Source organism: Sporosarcina obsidiansis, assembly GCF_009651005.1.
Classification (GTDB): Bacteria; Bacillota; Bacilli; order Bacillales_A; family Planococcaceae; genus Sporosarcina; species Sporosarcina obsidiansis.
Genome location: NZ_WHVW01000006.1, coordinates 118,873 through 142,183 on the forward strand (window position 1 = coordinate 118,873; position 23,311 = coordinate 142,183).

The 23,311-nt window shown below is 39.2% G+C and carries 21 protein-coding genes; 16 read left to right on the forward strand and 5 right to left on the reverse strand.

The features are described from left to right. Positions 1-7: 7 nt before the first annotated feature. Entirely contained in the window at positions 8-748 is a 741-nt protein-coding gene (locus tag GD002_RS07295; RefSeq protein ID WP_153731688.1) for a hypothetical protein, read from the forward strand. Between the two features lie 86 nt (positions 749-834). On the opposite strand, the gene GD002_RS07300 is transcribed toward GD002_RS07295, so the two are convergent. Next, entirely contained in the window at positions 835-1,014 is a 180-nt protein-coding gene (locus GD002_RS07300; RefSeq protein WP_153731689.1) for a hypothetical protein, read from the reverse strand. 415 nt (positions 1,015-1,429) lie between these two features. On the opposite strand from GD002_RS07300, the gene GD002_RS07305 reads away from it, so the two are divergent. Further along, a complete protein-coding gene (locus GD002_RS07305) occupies positions 1,430-1,717 on the forward strand; it encodes a KGG domain-containing protein (RefSeq protein WP_153731690.1) in 288 nt (95 codons plus the stop codon). A 257-nt stretch (positions 1,718-1,974) separates the two neighbouring features. Then, positions 1,975-2,532 (forward strand): integrase, encoded by a 558-nt coding sequence (locus GD002_RS07310; protein WP_153731691.1) that lies wholly within the window; start codon positions 1,975-1,977, stop codon positions 2,530-2,532. A 33-nt stretch (positions 2,533-2,565) separates the two neighbouring features. Here the strand turns inward: GD002_RS07310 and GD002_RS07315 are convergent, their stop codons facing one another. Together GD002_RS07315 and GD002_RS07320 are read right to left on the reverse strand one after the other, a co-directional pair. Then, positions 2,566-3,297, reverse strand: a complete 732-nt coding sequence (locus GD002_RS07315) for an HAD-IIB family hydrolase (protein WP_153731692.1) — start codon at positions 3,295-3,297, stop codon at positions 2,566-2,568. Beyond that, positions 3,266-4,483: a glycosyltransferase gene (locus tag GD002_RS07320; RefSeq protein ID WP_153731693.1), complete on the reverse strand. Its 1,218-nt coding sequence runs from the start codon at positions 4,481-4,483 to the stop codon at positions 3,266-3,268. Before GD002_RS07320 ends, GD002_RS07315 begins: the two co-directional genes overlap by 32 nt. 128 nt (positions 4,484-4,611) lie before the next feature. Here GD002_RS07320 and GD002_RS07325 point away from each other — a divergent pair, with 128 nt between their 5' ends. From GD002_RS07325 to cax, 13 genes are all read left to right on the forward strand, one after another. After that, positions 4,612-5,892, forward strand: a complete 1,281-nt coding sequence (locus GD002_RS07325) for a CDP-glycerol glycerophosphotransferase family protein (RefSeq protein WP_153731694.1) — start codon at positions 4,612-4,614, stop codon at positions 5,890-5,892. Between the two features lie 24 nt (positions 5,893-5,916). Continuing rightward, a complete protein-coding gene (locus tag GD002_RS07330; RefSeq protein WP_153731695.1) occupies positions 5,917-7,263 on the forward strand; it encodes a sodium-dependent transporter in 1,347 nt (448 codons plus the stop codon). A gap of 136 nt (positions 7,264-7,399) precedes the next feature. Then, positions 7,400-8,203, forward strand: coding sequence for an alpha/beta hydrolase (locus GD002_RS07335; protein ID WP_153731696.1), 804 nt, complete (start codon positions 7,400-7,402; stop codon positions 8,201-8,203). A 113-nt stretch (positions 8,204-8,316) separates the two neighbouring features. Further along, positions 8,317-8,958, forward strand: a complete 642-nt coding sequence (locus GD002_RS07340; protein ID WP_228548323.1) for a 3D domain-containing protein — start codon at positions 8,317-8,319, stop codon at positions 8,956-8,958. A gap of 244 nt (positions 8,959-9,202) precedes the next feature. After that, positions 9,203-11,125: an alkaline phosphatase family protein gene (locus GD002_RS07345; protein ID WP_153731697.1), complete on the forward strand. Its 1,923-nt coding sequence runs from the start codon at positions 9,203-9,205 to the stop codon at positions 11,123-11,125. A gap of 218 nt (positions 11,126-11,343) precedes the next feature. Next, entirely contained in the window at positions 11,344-12,369 is a 1,026-nt protein-coding gene (locus GD002_RS07350) for an ABC transporter ATP-binding protein (protein WP_153731698.1), read from the forward strand. Beyond that, positions 12,344-13,363, forward strand: a complete 1,020-nt coding sequence (locus GD002_RS07355) for an ABC transporter ATP-binding protein (protein ID WP_153731699.1) — start codon at positions 12,344-12,346, stop codon at positions 13,361-13,363. Before GD002_RS07350 ends, GD002_RS07355 begins: the two co-directional genes overlap by 26 nt. Further along, positions 13,360-14,988, forward strand: coding sequence for an ABC transporter substrate-binding protein (locus GD002_RS07360; RefSeq protein ID WP_153731700.1), 1,629 nt, complete (start codon positions 13,360-13,362; stop codon positions 14,986-14,988). Before GD002_RS07355 ends, GD002_RS07360 begins: the two co-directional genes overlap by 4 nt. 96 nt (positions 14,989-15,084) lie before the next feature. After that, positions 15,085-16,089 (forward strand): ABC transporter permease, encoded by a 1,005-nt coding sequence (locus GD002_RS07365; protein ID WP_153731701.1) that lies wholly within the window; start codon positions 15,085-15,087, stop codon positions 16,087-16,089. A gap of 17 nt (positions 16,090-16,106) precedes the next feature. Then, entirely contained in the window at positions 16,107-17,003 is an 897-nt protein-coding gene (gene nikC, locus GD002_RS07370) for a nickel transporter permease (RefSeq protein ID WP_153731702.1), read from the forward strand. 272 nt (positions 17,004-17,275) lie between these two features. Next, positions 17,276-17,668, forward strand: coding sequence for a nitronate monooxygenase family protein (locus GD002_RS07375; protein ID WP_153731703.1), 393 nt, complete (start codon positions 17,276-17,278; stop codon positions 17,666-17,668). 299 nt (positions 17,669-17,967) lie between these two features. Further along, positions 17,968-19,722 (forward strand): protoglobin domain-containing protein, encoded by a 1,755-nt coding sequence (locus GD002_RS07380; protein WP_153731704.1) that lies wholly within the window; start codon positions 17,968-17,970, stop codon positions 19,720-19,722. 140 nt (positions 19,723-19,862) lie between these two features. Then, on the forward strand, positions 19,863-20,909 hold the full coding sequence (gene cax, locus GD002_RS07385) for a calcium/proton exchanger (RefSeq protein WP_153731705.1): 1,047 nt from the start codon (positions 19,863-19,865) through the stop codon (positions 20,907-20,909). A 47-nt stretch (positions 20,910-20,956) separates the two neighbouring features. On the opposite strand, the gene nspC is transcribed toward cax, so the two are convergent. Beyond that, entirely contained in the window at positions 20,957-22,093 is a 1,137-nt protein-coding gene (gene nspC / locus GD002_RS07390; protein ID WP_153731706.1) for a carboxynorspermidine decarboxylase, read from the reverse strand. Between the two features lie 10 nt (positions 22,094-22,103). Next, positions 22,104-23,303: a saccharopine dehydrogenase family protein gene (locus tag GD002_RS07395; RefSeq protein WP_153731707.1), complete on the reverse strand. Its 1,200-nt coding sequence runs from the start codon at positions 23,301-23,303 to the stop codon at positions 22,104-22,106. Between the last annotated feature and the right edge of the window lie 8 nt (positions 23,304-23,311).

Sequence of the window (23,311 nt, forward strand, 5' to 3'; positions counted from 1 at the left end):
TGAGCGCGTGGAATCTCTACGGAAAAAATTGCAGCAAGAGATACACCAACAGCCTGACCAACAAATTCAACAGTCTGTAATTTGGGGATTACCTGTTCAGCTTGTAAAAGTTCGGTATACAACGATCAAAAGAACGACTATGGACATTCTAATGAAAATGATATTGCTGACCATACAAAAATTAGAGGTGTCAGACCCAAAGGTAGTAGCTGATTTTCTTGCTGTAGAACCATTATTTATAGAGGATTTAGTCAATAGAATGCAACTAACGAACATGATTCGACAGAGAAAAGAAGTCTTTGAACTTACCCAAGTTGGAGTGGAGCAACTACAAGCTGGGATTTATGAACATCCAGCTGAGAAAAAAGAGAAGAATTTTTATTATAGTGCATGTCATCATGCTATCTTGTGTGAAGAGCAAGAGAAACCTATTTCTGCAAATATTACCCCCTTTCGTTTAGCCAAGAAGCAAATAAATGAAATAGAGGATGTAGATCAGGAGCAATGGCGTGATGCTCTTCTTTCAGCGGGAGCCGAAACGACGGAAGGGTCTTTACAAATGGTGTTAGACAACATTGAAACGCCTACTAGCATAGATAACTTGCTCATACCATGTGTTGAATTTTCAGTATACAATCGGGTAGAAAAACTTTACGTTACAAGAGTATGGAATACATTACTTCAACAGTGGGATGAACGTTTGGAAAAATTGATTGATGAAGTAGACCCACTGAAAAAGAAACGATAGAAATAAAAGCAGAGAAGGAACGCATCGTCCTTCTCTGCTTTTGTGTTTAGTCATCCCAAAATAAGAAAGTATAGCTCCATGATGGATTAGGGCCAGCGGGTTCCGTTGGTTGGACCACCCTTGTCGCGTTTCGGGTTTTTACGCAATTCGGCCAATTCTCGTGCGATTTCTTCTTTCATATCACCTGGAGCAATCTTTTGTTTCTTAGGTGTCTGCGGTAAAGAACTTGAATTATTGCTGCCTGTCTTATGTTCATCACGTCCCATACATATCTCTCCTTTCTAAATTGGTTTCTATGTAAGTTGGCTAATCCTTAAAAAGTTATGCGATTCGTTCAGAAAATCGTTACGCAAAAGAAATATTAAGAACCAACTAAGTAAGTTATGTAATTTGTTTGCATGAACAGCTGAAACTTTATAACCTAACCGATATAATAAGTTCTATTGTGAATGGTCCAAAACTGAAGTGTTTTTCATCAGAAAGAATATAGAGACTATTCAAAAGAAAATATGGTGTTTTAGGATTATACAAAATAGGATATAGATGGCATTCCATAATTCTTTCTATCGATAAATAGTAGAAAATGATTTTATTTGTTTAGCTCATGGTGAACTGGGAATATAACTACTAAGCTAGTCGACGAGCTGAAAAATAGTAGAAAATGCTAGGAGGAAGTAATACATGGCTAACCGAAACAATCGCGACAACGACAATAAAAAAATGAGTTTGAAAGAAGCGGGACGTAAAGGCGGAGAAGCTACCTCTAAAAATCATGACCGTGAATTCTATGAAGAAATCGGACGTAAAGGCGGAGAAGCCACTGCCAAGAAACATGATAGCAAATTCTATCAAGAGATTGGGCGCAAAGGCGGAGAAGCTACTTCTGAAAATCACGATAAAGATTTTTATGAGGAAATCGGACGTAAAGGTGGAGAAGCGCGTTCGAAACAGCGTAATAATAAAAACTAAGTGGCTTTCAAAGTTGTATGGAGACACTGCTATAGACATGATCATTAGTTAAAAAGATGTTCTTGAATCAAGGATTGAGATTCGAGAACATCTTTTTTGTATGCAGTTTATTTTTATTGTAAATATAACAAATTATGTACGATTTCCTCTAACGTATTGATGTATATTCTTAAAAGTTATATACTACTATTAATAGATAGAATATTATAGTAGAAAAGTAAAAGATATAGAAATTAGAAAAATAGGGATGAATGAGAATGAAAGAACAATTGCAGACTAAAGATTTTTCACAACTTATTGCGGATGTCATGGAGTCTGTGGAGATGAATGTTCCCCTTCGCGAAGTGTTTGATGGGATTAATATGAGTTATAACTTTATTGGTAAGTATATTGGTTTTGATGCACAGAGACTTCAAGTATCACATATGGAAATGGCTCCTTTCTGTTCATTCGAAACATATGTACAGACGATTACTATGCATGAACTTGGACATGTATTGGACCACGAAGCTTTGGATGCGTCATTGGCAAAGACGGTTGATATTTTCACAATGAAAAAAAGCCATACGATGAAAGAGATTTTTTCATCGGTCGAACTAATGAATTTGCTTATTGAAGAAGATGAAATGAATATAGCATTCGAAATCACAGCATGGGAAAATGCTTCGCAACTGAATGATCGCTATCAACTAATTGATAAAGAATGCTTTGAATTAATTCGTAAAAACAGCTTAGCAACATATGAAAAAGTCTACGAAGAAGATTTAAAATATTATCGTATGTTATTGCAAAAATCTATTACTTCTGTAGCGTAAAAAACCAATTGGCTTAATCAGTCCAATTGGTTTTTATTGCGTTTTAGGATAGTAGTAATCCCAAGCCTCCTGTATACCAGCCGCATAATGTTCGGTAGCGCGATATAAAAGAGGATGAAATGGTAATTCATCTAGTTCGATTTGAGCATTTCCTACGATGACAGCCGGATAATCTAAAGACAACATTTCTGCATCATTCCCCGAGTCGCCAGCAAGCAATACATGTACTTCAGGCTTTGCATACTTACGAAGTACATAGTCTACCGCCTTGCCTTTTCCGCTTCGTTCAGGAAGTATATCAAGATCGCGGCCAGAGCTGAAAACAATATGATGTAAAATTTCGTGTTGTTTTAGATTTTGTTTAACGGCCTGAACCAGTTCGGCTTGATCAGGATCAAGCGTAAACGAGATACGTCTTTGATGGGGAAGATCTTGTTTAATTAGTGAAGGGAAGTTTTGCGAAAGCCGAAGAATCTCATCAGGAGTCCATGTTTCGTTAATCCAAGCAGACCATACCTCGTCTTCTTTCCAATCAGGGGCAAGATAAACCGCTGCACCAACATCTGTGATAAGAATATTGGGTATCGGTAAATTTTCCTTCTCAATTAAATTTAAAGCGGAATCCAAGTGTCTGCCAGTAACATAAACGAGGGCGACGTCAAATTGCTGTTTTTGATAATGTGTAAATAAATTAGAGAGCGACGATGGATCACCAACTAATGTATGATCAAGATCAGTCGCGAGCAAGTATGATTTGTCTTTCATTGGCAACTCCTTTATATAAACGAGCCATTTTATAAGCAAGTACACTCCAGTTAAATTCTTGCTGTGCATAGACCACTGCGCGTTGTCCAAGCGCTTTGGCTAGTTTTGGTTTATTCAATAAAGTGGACATGGCATGCGCCAAGACAATAGGATTTTTATGTTCTACGTGTAAACCGGTTACACCATGTTTCACAACGTCTTGAAGACCTCCTACTTTTGAGGCGATAACCGGACTCCCACAAGCTTGTGCTTCTGCGGCAACCATTCCAAAGGATTCATAGTAAGACGGTACAATTGTAGCTACTGCATTACTAAATAAACGAGCTAATTTTTGTTGACTTTGCGGTCCGATAAATTTCACTCGATGCTCCATTCCTTCGACAGCTAGACGTAACTTTTTATTTTTAGGCAAGTTAGTTTCAGGTGAGATGCAAGAATCGCTGCCGCCAGCAATGATTAATTTGGATTGAGAGGCTAAACGTTCTTCTTTAATCAGTGATTTGAATGCTTGAAGCAAAGTATAAATTCCTTTAGAGGTGTGTAATCTCCCAGCAAATGCAAAGTAAGGAGATGCAGAAGACTTGTTTTTTACTGGTTGGAATGCTTGATCAACCCCAATGGAAATGACGTGCACCGGAGAGGGGTTGTCTATAAAGTTCTCAATTAACTTCTTTTCAGTCTGTGAGGTCGCGACTATACAATCAGCCGAGCGTAATATCATTCTTTCAGTTGAAAGCCGATGAGGCTCCGTGTTGCCGGTAGCTCTTTGCTTCGCGATACCGAGAGAATGGTTTGTATGAATCCAAGGGGTGTTCCAATTTTTTTGAATCAATGAACCAATTAAGCCAGAAAGCCAGTAATGAGTATGGATGACATCATATTGTTCTATGTGTAATGTATCTATCAGCTCTTGATAAAAACTTGGTATCAAATGAAAAAGCTCACTTTTGGGGATATATTTCTGCTCTCCTGCAGCAAGTCGGATGACCCGAGAGGCAGTTCCAAAATGTTCTATTTGTGGAGTGTAAAGACTGTTCCAGTGTGTCACGACATCTACCGCGTACCCTTCTTTTTCAAGCGAAAGGGCAAGTTGTCTAACATAATTATTTTGTCCGCCAGCTTGTTCGCTTCCAAGAGATTCTAGGGGATCCCCATGATCAGAGATAAATAGTATTTTTCTTTTCAAGTCTTTTTTCTCCTTTCGTTAAGCTTAAACAGCTCTAAAACTAGTACCCTTAATTTGCCTAATGGAAACATTTCATAGTTTATTTTGTAGAAAAAAGGGGGATAGAAACGAAACCTGGAGGTGATGAAATGCATTTAAAGAAAAATAGTTTCTTGTTGAAAATTTATTATTCCACCAAAATATTACTTGCCTATATTGTCGTAAAATTGTTTTATAGATATGATTCGCAACCCATCATGTTAATTGGCGGTAATCTTGGAGAAAAATATGAAGATAATGCAGCGGTATTTCACCAATATGTACTATCGAATTTTTCTGATCAGATGAAGATCTATTGGATGTATGATCCGCAATTTACTTACATAGAGAATCATCTTATTCCAAATGCAATTCCTCTTGGCAGCTTCCAGAATTATGTATTGTTTTTCAGAGCTAGCTATTCTGTACATGGACATTCCATCATTTATGATCTCGCCCCGTTCATAGATAAGTTCATCTTTCTTAATAAAAAAACAAAAATGCTTCATATTAGTCATGGGATTGAATGCTTCAAGAAAATTTTAATTCAGGAAGAGGATGTTCCCCTTCTAGAAAGATGCGACTATTTCAACTGCGCGTCTAGGTATGAGTATGAAATAAAATATAATGAATGGGAGATACCAGATGAGAAGTTGGTTATTACGGGGATGGCAAGATTTGATCGCTTACCACCTAATCAGCCTCCTAAACAAATAAAGCGTGTGTTGCTGATGTTCACTTGGAGAGAATGGTTATTTGATTTATCTGAGGAGGAATTTCAAGAGAGTGCTTACTTTCAGGCGACTATGGGACTTTTACAAAGTAAAACTCTTCAGTCTATCATGATCGATCATCAAATCGAATTGCGCGTAATCTTGCATCCGTTTATGAAAAAATATGAGAACTATTTCCGGAGGGATGGCTATTTAAAAGAGCAGATGTCTTTTTTTAGTTTTGATGAGATTTTAATTATGGATGAGCTGAACGAAGCAGATATGCTCATAACGGATTATTCAAGTATTTCATGGGATTTTCTCTATATGAACAAGTCGATTATTTTTTATACATTCGATCAGTCAGAATTTCTGGCTAACCGTGGTTCATATTTAGACTTGGATAAAGATCTATTTGGATATAAAGGGAATACAGAGGAAGAAGTGTTAGCTTATTTGTCGGAAGTAGTAAATGAAAAACGCTATGAAAATCCATACTTCGACAAAGCACCCACATATATCGACTTTTTCGATCAACTAAATTGTGAGCGTCTTGCGAATGAGCTTTTCAGTGAAGAACATTTGTTGAAAAAGAAAAAAATGAGAGACAAGCATGTTCAGTTAAACGATTTTCCCCTTGTTTCTGATGAAGTAGTACAGTATAACTGTAATAAGTAGAAATAAAGGGAAGTGGGTAAGGCTATGAATCAACAGAAAGAGCAATGGTCATCAAAACTTGGTTTTATTATGTCATCAGCAGGTGCTGCTATCGGCCTGGGAGCTATTTGGAAGTTCCCGTATGTAACTGGAATGAGCGGTGGAGGGGCATTTTTCTTATTGTTTGTAGTGTTTACCGTTTTAATCGGATTGCCGATGCTCATTTCAGAATTCATTATTGGACGAGGCTCGGGCAGGGAGGCTGTCAGTGCCTACAAAAAGTTAGCTCCTGCGAGTGCTTGGCCTTGGATTGGTCGATTAGGGGTTGTTGGTTGTTTTCTCTTGCTATCTTTTTATAGTGTGGTAGGCGGCTGGGTATTTGTGTATAGCGGTTTGTCTGTTACAGGGAAAATTATTAGCGAGGGTGCATCCTATTCAGAACAATTCGGTTCGATAGTTGGATCGCCTACTACTACCTTGCTAGGTTTGCTTCTTTTTACAGTAGTGAATATACTCGTTGTTTCTTCCGGAGTACAGAATGGTATTGAAAAGGCGAATAAATATATGATGCCGCTATTATTCTTCTTCTTTATTATTTTAGTCGTTCGTTCGCTAACATTGGAAGGAGCGATGGAGGGTGTGTCATTCTTCCTGAAACCTGACTTTTCAAGCATCACAAGAGAGTCTGTGTTATATGCGCTTGGTCAATCGTTCTTTTCGCTAGCTGTTGGATTTTCCTGTATGGTCACGTACAGCTCGTACTTGAAAAAGGATGTCAGCTTGACGTCTTCGGCTACTTCTGTTGTCGGGATGAATCTGTTTGTCTCCCTATTGGCGGGATTAGCTATTTTCCCAGCAGTCTTTGCATTTGGACAAGAACCAGCAGCAGGACCTGAATTGTTATTTATGGTATTACCATCTGTCTTTTCCCAACTGCCGTTAGGACAAGTGTTTTTAGCATTATTTTTAATTTTATTCTTATTTGCGACATTGACTTCATCTTTCAGTTTGTATGAAATCATTGTGGCGGCTCTGACAGCGAATGGCAAACGTTCTCGTAAAGCGATGACATGGCTAATAGGTATTGTAGTGTTTGTAGCTGCAATTCCATCTGCGCTCTCATCGAGTACGCTGTCTGGTGTTCTGCTTTTTGATAAAAGTATATTCGACGCAACGGATTTTTTAGTTAGTAATATATTACTTCCATCTGGGTGCTTGCTGATTGCCATATTTATCATGCATCGAATGGATCAAGTGTTGGTGCGCGAAGAATTTAACCTAAGCAGTACACAATTCAATTCATTTTATCCACTATGGCATTTTTTAATGAAATGGATCGTTCCACTAACCATTATCGTTGTATTCTTGAATACGTTAGGAATAGTGAAATAGCTGTAAGGCTCCTTTTTAGGAGTCTTTTTTTATTGAAAAAGCACTAGTTTAAAAGAAGAATTTGACTTCATTTTATTCTAAATGTATAATACCTATTAAACATGTTGGAATAATATAATATGAAGGATGGATTGAGATGCATAAAATGATAACGATTCGTTCCGGAGAACATAACTTATCTGGGGTTCTTCATCTTCCGGAGTATAAGAAGAACAAAATCCCATTAGTCATATTGTTACATGGATTTGTCGGTAGTAAGGTAGGAGAGCATCGTCTATTTGTTAAAGCATCTCGTTATTTCACGGAACGTGGCTTTGCCGTCTTTCGTTTTGATTTTAGTGGATGCGGAGAAAGTGATGGCGACTATGGAGATGTAACTCTGACCAATCAATTGAGTGAGGTTCAGGATGTAATTGATTATCTAAGTACGATTTGTGGAATTGACAAAGATCGTATTACATTAATCGGACATAGTCTGGGAGGTGCTGTGGCGGCATTAACAGCAGGAGCTGATTCTCGGATAAAGCAACTCATCCTTTGGTCTCCTGTTGGCACGCCATATGAAGATATTACGGGTATTCTTGGACCGAAAGCAGTCCGTGAGATTACTAAAGAAGGTCACTTTGATTATCATGGATTTACTATTAGTCAAAAGTTTCTAAAAGACTTACAAGAACATCAACCTTTCAAAGCCTTGCGTTCATTTACTGGGGATGCTCATGTTATTCATGCAAAAGCAGATGAGCAAATACCGAAAGAACATGCGGCTCGATATTCGAAGGTGCTCAATAAAAGATTGCTAACTAGAGAAGTGTATGAACAATATGTAGAAAATGCAGATCATACATTCTCAAATGGTATTTTTGAAGAGGAACTCTTTCGAAAAAGTATTTCATGGCTAGAAGGAAATGAAACTGAACTAATTGCACTCCGATCCTAAATGATTTGAGTTATTAGACTTTAACAAGTGGAATATTTCCCCTATTTCTGTATGAGATTCAAGCAGTTAGTCAAGACTGTGGAAAATCTTAAAAGGAAAGAAGGAGAAGTTTGTTGAAAATATCTTTAAGTTTACTAGCAGTTCTACTTTTCATTTTGGCCCCATTACAAGTGAAGGCTGGGGAGTTAGGGAAAGTGCGGGATGGAGACAACTTGTTTGTTGATTTAGTAGATAAGCAAGTGGAAGCTGAAAACTATACAGTGAAAGACGGAGATACGCTATACCGAATCGCTTATAACCATGGACTTTCTGTAGAAACGTTAATGAACTTGAATAGATTGACGTCAAACACTATTTATCCAGGGGATGAATTAATTGTCGTTCAAGAATCTACTAATTTAAAACAAGGTAAAAAAACTAAGCGAACTACTCCTGTTGTTGCGGTAGTCGATGAAAAAGCGGCGACCAAAGAAATGACCATGACAGCTACAGCTTATACTGCATATTGTGAAGGTTGTTCGGGTACTACCTTTACGGGGCAGGATTTACGAACCGACCCTAGCCAAAAAGTTATAGCTGTTGATCCGAAAGTGATCCCGATTGGTTCAAGAGTATGGGTAGAGAATTATGGAGAAGCAATTGCAGGCGATATAGGTGGGGCGATTAAAGGAAATAAAATTGACGTGTTTATCCCTTCACATAAGCGTGCGATGGAGTGGGGAGTAAGAGAAGTTAAAATTCGTATTCTCAATTAAACGAGAAAGACGGGCTGCTAGATCTGGTTTGTATAGATCTAGCAGCCTTAAATTGGATGGAGGTAAAATTGGGGGTTAAAAGTGGGAGACCAAAAAGTAAAGACTGAAAAATAGCGAAACATTCTATATGCATCATATATATACGAGTTAAAGGGATCATCTTGTAAGTTACTTATATATTTTAGTTAGCAAGTTTACCTTTTTTTCTTGCGGGGAATAGTGCAACAAAGAGAGGGATATCGGTATGAAGAAACGAATGATGGTCTTTATGGTAATAATTTTAATTAGTTTACTTGCTGATGGTATGAATCGTTCTGCGTCCGCTATGGAAACAGAAGGTACGATCAGTGTAGTTTCATTCGATGGGCTAGGTTATATGGATGCACAGCGTTATATAGAAAAAGGAATCATGCCAAATCTTAAAGCGTACGAGAAAAAGGCAGCCTATGCGACAGATTTCGTCACGGTCATGCCTTCTTTGACTGCTCCTTCTCATGCAGCGATGGCTACAGGTGCAAACCCGGCGGAAACGGGCATCGTTAGTAATGAGTTTCATTCTGCAGGCGAAAAAGTGAAAGAAGGACAAAGTGGATTTTCCCAGACGTTAGGTGTCACACCTATTTGGAAAGAAGCTGAAAATCAGGGGAAGGTGACAGCCACTGTGGCTTTCCCGGAATCGAATCCAGATAACGCTTCGGCTGCTACATATGCGGTGTATTCTGGCGGAACACTAGCGGAATCAAAATTGCATGACTTGGAATTTTCCCCAATTGATGATGAGCGTGTGGATGAACTATCATCTGGTCATCTTGCTGTCCAGGAGGCTGTCGTTTCATTACATATTAAGAATGCGCCATCTCAAGAGTTATATGTCCTGGTGACTGATGAGAACGAACCAGCGATATATTTGTCGACTGATCAGAAGAAAGTGGGACAGCAAGTAGAATGGAAAGATTGGCAAGCTGTTTCACTGGATGTTCCTTCGATGGATAGCACGGGGTTTTACGTGAAATTCAAAGGTAATCCGCAAAATTTGGATGAACTTCAGTTATTTCAAGGCACTGTAATGGGCGGAATTTATAGAGGTCCTGAAAATTTTACAGATGAAATCTATTCAGAATTCGGTTTTTATCCAGCACCTGATGAGACAGCAGCATTCAAGAAAGGTGAGATTACAAGGGAAGAATATGAACAAGCAGGTGAACGATTTATAGACTGGGTGACGAACGTCAGTTTATATATTAAAGAACGGTATACTCCTGATTTATTGATTTACTATTACCCACATATCGACAATGAATTACATGAATTTATGTTGAGAGATCCAGCACAACCCGGCTACACTGTAGGAAATGTACTAGAAAAAGAAACGTATGTCAGTTGGGCTTTTAAACAGGCGGATCGCACCATCGGAAGAATCACGAGTGATCTCAACAGAAATGACCATTTACTGTTGGTCTCCGATCATGGGATGGATCCGATACATACACGAATTTCGCCAAATAAAGAGCTAGAGAAAGCAGGGCTGTTAACGACAGACAATGAGGGAAAGATTATTGTTTCCAAGACGAAAGCATATGCGGAAGCGAGCGGTACGATTGCCCACGTGTATGTGAATTTGAAAGGTCGAGAGAAAAAAGGAATCGTAGAGCCTGAAGAATTTGAAAATGTGAAACAACAGGTAATGAAAGTCTTTACTAATAGTAAAATTTTTTCAAATCTATCGAAAAAACCTTCCCGTGGTGGTGAACCTATCCTTCAATGGTTAACTGGGAGAAATACATTTGCTTACTCCTACCCAAGTGCAAAATTTTTACTCGAAAATAAAAAAGTTATCTTACAGCCATATGAGCAAGTACTAACACCCGAAATGTTAGCTTATGCTGACATGAGCAATGAAAATAGCGGAGATGTCTTTTTGATGGCTGCTCCTGGTTATTTAATGGGGAAAGATGCAGAAATAGCAATTGAGCCGACAGAGGAACTAGGAAGTCACGGCGGAGATCCAGAGCGACAAACATTACGACCGATTTTTTATGCATCAGGTCCTATGATAAAATCTGGTGAATTGAGGGATAGAATTTCTATGATAGATATAGCGCCAAGCATTTACAAATTATTGGGCTTACAAGCACCTCATTTTGTACAAGGTAGATCTGTTTGGTAGTCATAATAATTATGCGTTGTATAGAGTAAATATAATATACAAACTAGTCATTATCTTGGGAAAACACACAGTTGCAACATTCTTCTGTGTGTTTTCTTTTGTTTTTATAGATTTTTTTCAATAAAACATTTTATTAAAAAAGCATCTTGCGTTTAGAAAGAAAAAAAGTATAATAGTGATTAATGAGTTATTTCAGAAAAAAAGAAAAAGGTGAGCAAATGAACGAAAGAAAGAATGTACTTCAAGTAAAGGATTTGCAGACGACCTTTTTCACAGATTCCGGAGAAATTCCAGCTGTAGATCATGTAGACTTTTATGTAAGAGAAGGAGAAATCTTAGGGATCGTTGGAGAGTCAGGTTGTGGGAAAAGTGTAACCTCGCTATCTATCATGCAGTTAGTACCTAATCCACCAGGAAAGATCACAGGGGGAGAAATACTGTTTGAGAATCAAGACCTCTTAAAAAAGACGGAGAAGGAAATGAGAGAAATTCGCGGCAAAGATGTCGCAATGATTTTCCAGGAACCAATGACTTCGTTAAATCCTCTCTTTACCATTGGAAACCAAATGACAGAGGCGATTTCTCTTCACGAGAAAAAATGGTCAAAAAAGCAAATTAAAGACCGTGCGATCGAAATGCTAAAGTTAGTTGGATTACCGCGAGCAGAAGAAATCATGAAAGAGTATCCACACCAGCTTTCAGGCGGAATGAGACAGCGAGTAATGATTGCGATGGCTCTTGTTTGTGATCCGAAAGTGCTCATTGCAGATGAGCCAACAACTGCGTTGGATGTGACGATTCAAGCGCAAATCTTGAAATTAATGCGTGAATTGAATGATCGTATGAATACGGCTATTCTATTAATCACTCATGATTTGGGAGTAGTGGCGGAAACCTGTGAACGAGTGGTTGTTATGTATGCGGGACAAGTCATTGAGGAAGCACCTACCCGAGTGATTTTTGAAAATCCTTGCCATCCCTATACGCGTGGTTTAATTCAGTCGGTGCCGGATATGCGTGATAAAAAGGAACGTTTATACTCAATTCCGGGTAATGTACCAAAACCAGGTTCTATTAAAAAAGGATGCAGATTCGCAGCTAGATGTGAAAGCGCTTTCGATAGGTGTTGGGAAGAAACACCGGAATTATATAAAAACTCCGATGTTCACCAGACAAGATGCTTTTTATACGATGAACAAGAAGGAGTGACAAAATCAAATGACCAAGCCACTGCTAAAAGTTGAAGGGTTAAAAAAATACTTTCCGATCCGTAAGGGACTTCTAGGCAAGACAGTTGGTTACGTCAAAGCGATCGATGATGTTTCATTTTTTGTCAATGAAGGGGAAACACTTGGAATTGTGGGAGAGAGCGGTTGTGGCAAATCGACAACTGGCCGAACAATAATGCGTTTACTAGAGCCGACAGAGGGCGTTGTGGAATTTGAAGGGAGAGACTTAAACTCTCTATCAACAAATGAAATTAGGAAGGTACGTCGTGATATTCAAATGGTCTTCCAAGATCCTTATGCTTCCTTAAATCCGCGGCATACGATTGGTAAAATCCTTGAGGAACCACTCATTGTTCATGGAGTCAGCAATGCAAAAGAACGTCGTGAAAAAGTAATTGAGTTTTTGAAGATCGTTGGGCTCAGTGAGTATCATGCAAAGCGTTACCCCCATCAGTTCAGTGGTGGACAGCGTCAGCGAATTGGGATCGCCAGAGCGCTAATGACCAATCCGAAATTGATTATTGCAGACGAACCGGTTTCTGCATTAGATGTTTCGATTCAAGCGCAGGTTCTAAACTTAATGCAAGATTTACAGAAGGAATTTAATTTGACATATATTTTTATTGCACATGACCTCGGGGTTGTACGTCATATTAGCAGTCGAGTAGCTGTCATGTATTTAGGAAAGATTGTGGAAATCACGGAAAGTGAAGAGTTGTATGCCAAGCCTCTTCATCCATATACACAAGCGTTATTATCAGCTGTGCCCGTTCCAGATCCTAATCATCAAAAAGAACAAATTATTATCGAGGGGGACATGCCGAGCCCAGCGAATCCGCCAAGTGGTTGTTCTTTCCATACACGCTGTCCATTTAAAATGGACGTATGCACGAAAGTAACCCCTGTGTTAACAGAGGAAAACACCGGTCATTCTGTTGCCTGCCATCTGTATACGAAGGAAGGCAACGATGATATAGATAAGAAAAAACAATTGGAGGGATTGGTATGAGGAAAGGGAAATTGTGGTCGCTCGCTTTGATCATGCTTCTCGTCTTATCAACTGCACTAGCAGCTTGTTCAGGCGGCGATGACAAAGAGGGGAGCAGCGATAAAGGTAAAGACGCTGCAGATAAAGGTGGAAGTGAGAAAAAGACATTAGTATTTGGACGGGGCGGAGATTCTACATCACTTGATCCATCTCGTGTAACAGAAGGGGAAACATTTAAAGTTACTATAAATCTATTTGAAACGTTATTAAACTTTGGGGAAGAGGATACAACCGTACAACCAGGTCTTGCGAAAGAGTGGGAACCAAGTGAGGATGGTTTGACGTATACATTCCAATTGGAAGAAGGAGTTAAGTTCCACGATGGTACAGATTTTAACGCAGAAGCAGTCGTTAAAAACTTTGAACGTTGGGCTAATGGGGATGCGGATACATTCCCTTACTACAACTCTATGTTCGGTGGATTTAAAGACGACGAGAGCCATGTCATTGAATCTGTAACAGCGGATGGAGATCATACGGTCGTTATCAAGTTAAAACGTCCACAAGCACCGTTCTTGAAAAATCTTGCGATGAGCATGTTTGCAATTTCAAGCCCGACTGCATTTGAAAAAGGTGACGATGCGTATGAGCGTGACCCGGTCGGTACAGGTCCATTCAAGTTTGTAGAGTGGAAGCCAAATGAAACAATTACGATTGAAAAGAACGAAGAGTATTGGCAAGATGGTCTTCCGAAATTGGATAAAGTAATTTTCACAGTTATTCCGGATAACTCTACTCGTTTGAATTCACTTCTTTCTGGTGAAATTGACTTGGCAGACGGCATTAACCCAGCAGATGGCGTGAAAATTGAAGGCGATGACAAGTTACAGTTATTTGAGCGTCCTTCTATGAACGTTGGATACTTAGGATTAACAGTAACTCGTGAGCCGTTTGACAAAAAAGAAGTTCGTCAAGCATTGAACTATGCAATTGATAAACAAACGATTATTGATTCATTCTTCGAAGGACGTGCTGAAATTGCCAATAATCCTATGCCACCATCGATTTCAGGTTATAATGAAGCGATCGAAGCATATCCTTACGATCCAGAAAAGGCAAAAGAATTATTGAAACAAGCAGGACTTGAAAATGGATTTGAGATGGAACTATGGGCGATGCCTGTTCCGCGTCCATATATGCCAGACGGCACGAAAGTTGCGGAAGTCATTCAAAGTAACTTGGCTGACGTCGGTATCAAAGCGAAGATTGTTTCATATGAGTGGGCAACCTACCTTGATAAGGCAAGCAAAGGAGAAGCCGATGCATTCATGCTTGGCTGGACAGGGGATAATGGAGACGCAGACAACTTCTTATATGTTCTTCTAGATGAAGATAATATCGGAAGCAATAACTATACGTATTTCAAGAACGAAGAAACACATAAATTATTCCTAGAAGCACAAACAGAAATTGATGAGGACAAGCGAAACGAACTTTATAAGCAAGCACAGGAAATTCTTCATGAAGAGGCTCCTTGGGTACCGATTGCTCACTCTATCCCGTTATTGGGGGGTGTGAAAGAGTTAACAGGATTTAAACCGCATCCTACTGGTTCTGATTTGTTGTCAAACGTTGAATTTAAATAAGAATTAGCTAGATTGCATGAATAAAGAAGAGGGAGAAGCTTGCATTCTCCCTTTCTTTGATTCATGTATATGATATGAGCCGGAGGGGTGAAAGAGTTGTTCAACTATACAGTAAAAAGACTTCTACAGCTAATTCCTGTCCTGCTTGGTATGACATTTATAGTTTTTATGTTGATTCGCGCAATTCCTGGTAATCCAGCACAAGTTATTTTGGGGCAACAAGCGACCAAAGAAGCGGTTGAAGCGTTAACTATTAAATTAGGACTTGACCAGCCATGGTATACACAATACTTTAGTTATCTTGGAGGCATTTTAAAAGGTGACTTAGGTGAATCAATGCGGACACGCCTACCAGTGGCGGATGAAATTTGGCCTTACTTGGCAGCTACTTTAGAATTAGCTTTATTTGCTATTATTATTGCAGTCATTGTAGGTGTTAATGCAGGAATCATTTCCGCGTGGTTTCAGAATTCATGGTTTGACTACACCGCAATGGTATTGGCATTAGTGGGAGTATCTATGCCTATCTTTTGGTTAGGTCTTATGGGACAGTGGGCATTTGCTTTAGAATTTCAATGGCTTCCGACTACAGGTCGTGAAAATGTCAGAGACCCAGTTACAGCGATTACGCATTTATACATAATTGATACGATTATCCAGGGTAGGTTTGATCAATTATGGGAAGTACTTCGACATTTGATCTTACCTGGACTAGCGCTGGCTACGATTCCGATGGCTATCATTGCTAGAATGACTCGTTCTAGTATGTTGGAAGTAATGCGTTCTGATTATATACGTACCGCACGAGCGAAAGGGCAGAAAATGTTCTGGGTAGTCTATAAGCATGCATTGAAAAATGCCATCATACCAGTTTTGACAGTTGTCGGCTTGCAAATGGGACTACTTCTAGGTGGTGCCATCTTAACAGAAACTATCTTTGCATGGCCAGGCATTGGTCGTTATATTTACGATGCAATTAACTTTAGAGATTATCCAGTGATTCAGTCTGGAATTTTAGTCGTTGCATTTATCTTTGTCATGATTAATCTAATCGTCGACTTGCTATATGGACTGATCGATCCAAGGATTAAGTATGATTGAGGAAGGAGGAACAGTTCATGTCAGAATTAACGCCTAAGGTAGATGGAGTTGCAGAAGTACAAATAGAAAAGACAACAGGCCCTTGGCGCGAAGCTTGGGTCGGTTTTCGCAAGAGCAAGGTGGCAGTCGTTGGCGCTGTTATTGTTCTATTTTTTATCTTACTCGCTTTATTTGGTCCACTGATTGCAAAAGAAGGAATAAATGAACAGATGATGGCGGATCGGCTACAACCTCCTTCTTCAGAGTATTGGTTCGGTACAGATGACTTTGGTCGTGATATTTTTTCCCGGATTATTCACGGGGCACGGATCTCATTATCTGTTGGATTTTTCTCAGTAGTAGGTTCGATTGTGGTTGGTAGTTTTCTTGGCATCATAGCAGGCTATTATGGACGCTGGGTGGATACGATTATCTCTAGGATATTCGATATTATGCTCGCATTCCCCTCTATTCTCTTGGCAATTGCAATTGTATCCGTATTAGGACCTAGTTTGCGTAACGCGTTGATTGCAATTGCAATTATCAACGTGCCGAACTTCGGGAGATTAATCCGATCTAAGGTGCTTAGTATTAAGGAAGATGAATATATCACCGCAGCCAAGGCAATTGGTATGAAAGATTTCCGAATTCTGTTTTCGCATATTCTTCCTAACTCGATGGCACCTGTCATTGTACAAGGGACATTAGCCATTGCAACTGCAATTTTAGAAGCGGCTGCTTTAGGATTCCTTGGACTCGGGGCAGAAGCTCCACAGCCTGAATGGGGGAAAATGTTGGCAGATTCCAAGGATTATTTGCAAAATGCTCCTTGGACGATGATTTTTCCAGGTCTCGCGATCATGTTGACTGTACTAGGCTTTAACTTAATGGGCGATGGATTACGTGATGCATTGGATCCGAAAATGAAAAGTTAACGAATAAAAAATCTTTTCAAGTAGCAAACTTGAAAAGATTTTTTATATTCAGAATTCATTTGAAAATTTAACGGTATATTGATATATTCATAGAAATTGAAAAGAGGGGAAGTTGAATGATGAGCAATTTACCTATCATTGTAGCACCCATGTTTTTAGTTTCGACTCCGCGTATGGTCATTGAATCTGGAAAAGCCGGAGTGGTTGGATCATTTCCGTTATATATGCGAGACCTATAGAAGCATGTGCAGGTTGGCTACAGGAAGTGAAGGATGGAATTAGAGACGCTTCATGAGCTTGTAAACTTTATTTGCCATATGACTCAAACTACGAGGTACGCAGATGAGCTAGAATTGATACGTAAATATGAACCACCGATTGTCATTACTTCGCATGGGCATCCAGGAGAAGTGGTGGAAATTGTGCATCAATATGGAGGTCTTGTCTATACAGATGTTGCAGCAACACAGTTAATGGGCGCACTATGCTTATCTTTGCACACGATTCTTAGCATGATCAATCAAGGGATTGCCCCAAGTAAATTAAAATCAAAAGACGAGTGGATCTCTCCGAAATGGTGGACGCAAAAGCATGGCGTGATATTTGGTCTGCAGGTCAGGAAGTTACAACACTTAAGAAGCGGGAAACGACAAAGTAGATCGTAGAGACGTTACGAGAAGAATATAATACTGCGATTAAGGCAATTAACGTAAAGTAAACCGGAAAAATAAATGGCAAATCATTCATCACCAAGACTGTACCTTTCATGGTTCAGTCTTTTTACTAACTTAAAAGAAAAGTGAGATATTTCATGAAAAGTCTATTGACAATTTAGTAAAAAAGAACTTATAGTAGGTGTAAATATATGTTTATTATAAGTTTTATTTACTATTACAGATTAGAGTTAGATGTTTTTTTGAAATGTCGATAAGACTAATGAACTGAGAAGGATGGGAGCGCTTATATGTTTACTAAACGACCGAAAAAACAATTTGATTACTTTTCTTCTGCAAATCATTCAGACATTCTTGCCAATGCTAGATTTCAAGAGAAATTGAATTTTTTGGCGCTGACCAATGTGCGAAGAGAATCGGTTGCTCATTTGAAAAAGATTTATCAACAAAACCATCATGAAATTTTGGAGAAATTCTATGAACGTCTTCTATCAATTCCCGCCTTCAATGAAATCATTATGAATCACTCATCAGTTGAACGATTGAAAAAGCTATTTGACGCCCATTTCCTTAGCTTGTTTGAAGATGAGCTGAATATTGAATATGTCTTTAAAAGACGGAAAATAGCGTATACTCACGCTCGGATTGGTGTGCTACCTAACTGGATGATTTCCGCTTATACGTTAATTAATCAGCTCATTATCCCGTTGATTGTTAAAGAGTTTTCACGTGATCCATCCAAACTGTCGGAAGTTTTATTAGCCTATGAAAGTCTTGTAACAATTGATCAGCAGATTGTAGTAGAAACGTATATTGAGATTCAGGCGGGTTCAGTTGTCAATGGGTTAGGAGATATTATTACCTATAACACGGAATTGGAATCGATAAAGGAATTGATACAGTTCCAAAATATGCAACAACAGGAAATTATCGCAGCGAATGACTCTATGCATGACCTGGATGCTAGTATAGAAGAAATAGCTACTTCCGTAGAAGATATTTCAATTGATACAAAACAATCTTTATTGGAATTGAATAGCGATTTAGAGTCTCTTCACCAGGTGTCTAAGATTTTGCAGACTACAGATACGGGTCAAAAGAAAATGCAAGAGGACATACAAAAGTTAGTGCAGCATGTGAATAGTGTGGCGCAACTAATGACATTCATTAAAGGAATTGCAGATCAGACGAATTTGCTAGCATTAAATGCATCTATTGAGGCGGCACGAGCTGGAGAAGCTGGAAAAGGCTTTGCGGTAGTGGCGGAAGAAGTTAGGAAACTGGCGGATGATACCAAAGTGTCTGTGCAGTCCATTCATACTGATATCGAAGAACTTTTGCACATCACGCACGGCATCAGTGAATTAACAGATCAATTTTCAGAGGATCTTCATCAAGGGGTGAATGACACGTTACAGATTACGGAGGCGCTGTCTGAACTTAATGAAAAGCTCCAGCAACAAGGTTCTCGATTTGAAGAAATTTCCTCAACATCGAAGAATCAAGTTTTATCTGCCACCGATGTGTCTGCTCGTAATCAAACGATCCTAGAAACAATGAAACATAGTAAAGATATTGTATTTAACACAGGTTCTGCAATCTATCAACTGAGCAAAATGATTGATCAATATCGTGCGGACACCATTTCAAAAAATATGATTATTAGTCAAGAAGACATCATTGAGTTAGCTATCACAGATCATTTATTGTGGCGCTGGAAAATTTTTAATATGCTTCTCGGATTTGAAAGTATGACTGAACAAGATGTAGGATCGGCACGTACTTCCCGACTAGGCGAGTGGTATTACGGTATAGGAAAAGAACTGCTAGGTACTGAAAAAGCATATAAGGAATTGGAACGACCGTTTGTCCATATCCACGAATTGGCCACGAAAGCGGTACAGCAACATCATCGTGGCAATAAAGAAGCTGCAGAGAGTTATTTGACAAGGGTTACCGAAGAATCGCAAGTTGTGATTGAAAAACTGAAGGAGTTGAAATTGGTATTATCAAATGTGAAAAAACCTTATCTTCAACTTAACTAAAACGAAAGATAGTAAAGCGAAATGCCAGAGAGTTGGCATTTCGCTTTTTAAATTTGTGCACGAAATTTGTACCTATCTGTTTGCCTGCTTATACATTGGGGAAGGATAAAAGAAATTAGGTTGTAGATGAGGTGGAGGAATTGCAAAAAGTATTCACTATTTTGGTTTTTGTAGGTGTGCCACTTGTATTAATTGGCTCCTATTTACATTGGCCAGATTTATGGATGTTTGCCCTATGCTGTATCAGTATTGTTGCGCTCGCAGCTTTTATTGGACGAGCTACGGAAAGCTTAGCGATTGTGAGTGGTCCGCGAATTGGCGGTTTGTTGAATGCTACATTCGGTAATGCGGTAGAACTTATTATATCTATATTTACATTGAAAGCGGGCTTGGTTGGCATTGTATTGGCCTCTTTGACTGGTTCTGTTTTAGGAAACTTGTTGCTCGTATTGGGACTTTCATTTTTCGCAGGTGGTCTGAAGCATAAGCGTCAAAATTTCAGTATTTATGATGCTCGTTACAATTCAGCTATGCTTATCTTCGCAGTTGTTGTTGCGTTTGTGATACCGGAAGTATTTACGATGACGATGAATGAGAAAACCACTTTGAATCTTAGTATTGGTATTTCTGTGATTCTGATAGCTTTGTATTTGGCTGGATTAGTTTTTAAATTATTTACTCACCGAGGAGTATACGGTTCAGAGACGCATGAGACAGAAGAAGTTCCCGAATGGACGAAAAAGAAATCCATTCTTATTTTATTGCTATCAACAGTTGCCGTGGCGTTTGTTTCCGAAAAGTTGGTACACACATTTGGTACGCTGGGCGAAAAGTTTGGGTGGACAGAACTATTTATCGGGGTCATTATTGTAGCAATCGTAGGGAATGCAGCAGAACATTCTTCTGCCATCACGATGGCGATGAAAAATAAAATGGACATTTCTGTTGAAATCGCAATTGGTTCAACTTTACAGATCGCCATGTTCGTTGCCCCAGTTTTGGTGTTGATATCCCTGATGATGCCGCAAGCGATGCCACTTGTATTTACTTGGCCGGAACTGACGGCGATGATTACGGCGACATTTTTAGTCGTTAATATTTGTCACGATGGAGAATCTAACTGGTTTGAAGGTCTGACGTTATTTGCTGCATATGTAATTATGGGAATTGGATTCTTTTTATTATAAGTCCTATAGAAAATCCCGATTCGCCAACATGCGAATCGGGATTTCTTTCAAGATAAACGACCTTTGAAGTCTTCATATCCAAATTGTTTAACAACCTTTATTTCATTATTGGCTGTATGAAGTACAATGGAAGGCAAGTTGACACCGTTAAATGTGTTGTTTTTCACCATTGAATAGTGAGCCATATCACAAAATACGAGACGATCACCTGGCTGCAGAGGTGCGTCAAATGAATAGTCTCCAATCACATCTCCCGCCAGGCAAGTAGGACCACCTAACCGATACGTATGGGCTTTTTCATTGGGCATGCTAGCATCTATGATTTCTGGACGGTATGGCATCTCTAATACATCTGGCATATGGCAAGAAGCCGAAGCGTCAAGGATAGCAATGGGCATGCCATTGTGCAATGTATCGAGCACTGTGGCGACTAGGAAGCCTGTGTTGAGTGCGACAGCTTCGCCCGGCTCCAAATAGACGTCTAGTCCGTATTTATCCTTCATGAAGTTGATGGAACGAATCAATGTCTCGATATCATAATCAGGACGTGTAATATGGTGACCGCCACCAAAATTGATCCATTTCATTTTTTCTAAATATGGACCAAACTTCTCATCAACGACTTGAATTGTACGCCATAATGTATCGGAGTTTTGTTCGCACATGGTATGGAAGTGTAGACCACTAATACCATCGAGCTGATCAGGTTCGAAATCATCCAGTGTTACACCGAATCTTGAATGTGCAAAACAAGGGTTGTACATATCGACTTCGATTTCTGAGTACTCTGGATTGATTCGGATTCCACATTCGATATGTTTTTCATTGGTCTGTACTTGATTTTTGAACTTATTCCACTGAGCGAATGAATTAAATACCAAATGATCGGAATACGAGAGAATCTCTTCAAATTCATCTTCATGAAATGCTGGAGCGTACGTATGCACTTCCTTGCCCATTTCTTCATAACCGAGCCGCGCTTCCAGTAATCCACTAGAAGTTACTCCGTTCAAATACTGACCAATTAGTGGATATACTTCAAACATAGAGAATCCTTTTTGAGCTAGTAAAATTTTGCAGCCAGTTTGATCTATGACATATTTCATTTTTTCTAAGTTACGGATGAGTAGCTGCTCCTCTACTACATAGCTAGGGGAGGGCACTGCTTGTACATCAAAGTTCATGTCATTCTCCTCAGTCAATCAATGTTGGATTGAAGTCTTCATGCCAAGGCAAACCGTATTCGTTTAGTGCTGCCATAAATGGATCTGGATCGAATTCTTCAATGTTAAAGACTCCAGGTTTTTTCCACTTTCCAGTTAGCATCATCATCGCGCCGATCATCGCAGGGACACCTGTTGTATATGAAATCGCTTGGGAACCAACTTCACGATAACATTCTTGGTGGTCACAAATATTATAGACATAATATGTTTTAGGCTCGCCATCTTTTGTACCTTGGAAAATACAACCGATGTTTGTTTTCCCTTTTGTACGAGGTCCAAGAGAAGCTGGATCTGGCAGTACCGCTTTCAGGAATTGCAACGGAACGATTTGCTGTCCTTCAAATTCAATTGGTTCAATAGACGTCATCCCAACATTCTCAAGTACACGTAAATGCGTTAGATATTTTTCAGAGAATGTCATCCAGAAACGGATTTTCTGAATACCTGTAATGTTTTTAGCCAATGATTCTAGTTCTTCATGATATAGCAAGTACACATCTTTTGGTCCGATTTCAGGTAAATCATAGACACGTTTCACTTCAAGAGGCTCTGTTTCTATGAACTCGCCATTTTCCCAATAACGTCCGTTTGCAGTGATTTCACGAATATTGATTTCTGGATTGAAGTTCGTTGCGAACGGATAGCCGTGATCACCTGCATTCGCGTCTACAATATCAATTGTGTGGATTTCATCAAAGTAATGTTTGAGGGCATAAGCAGAAAATACACCGGTTACGCCAGGGTCGAAGCCGCTTCCAAGCAATGCCGTAATACCAGCCTTTTCAAATTTTTCTTTGTAAGCCCACTGCCATTTGTATTCGAATTTTGCTGTATCTAGTGGCTCATAGTTCGCTGTGTCTAAATAGTCCACTTTCGTTTCAAGACAAGCATCCATAATCGTTAAATCTTGATAAGGTAGAGCAACGTTAATCACGATATCTGGTTTAAATTCATTGATTAATTCTACTAATTCTGCGACGTTATCTGCATCTACTTGTGCCGTTTGAATTTTTGTTCGGCCGCCATCAAGTTTTTCTTTTAGTGCATCACATTTTGATTTCGTACGGCTTGCGATACAAATTTCCTCGAATACATCAGGTACTTGACAACATTTGTGAACCACTACACTGGCTACGCCGCCAGCTCCGATAATTAATGCTTTTCCCATTAAAAACA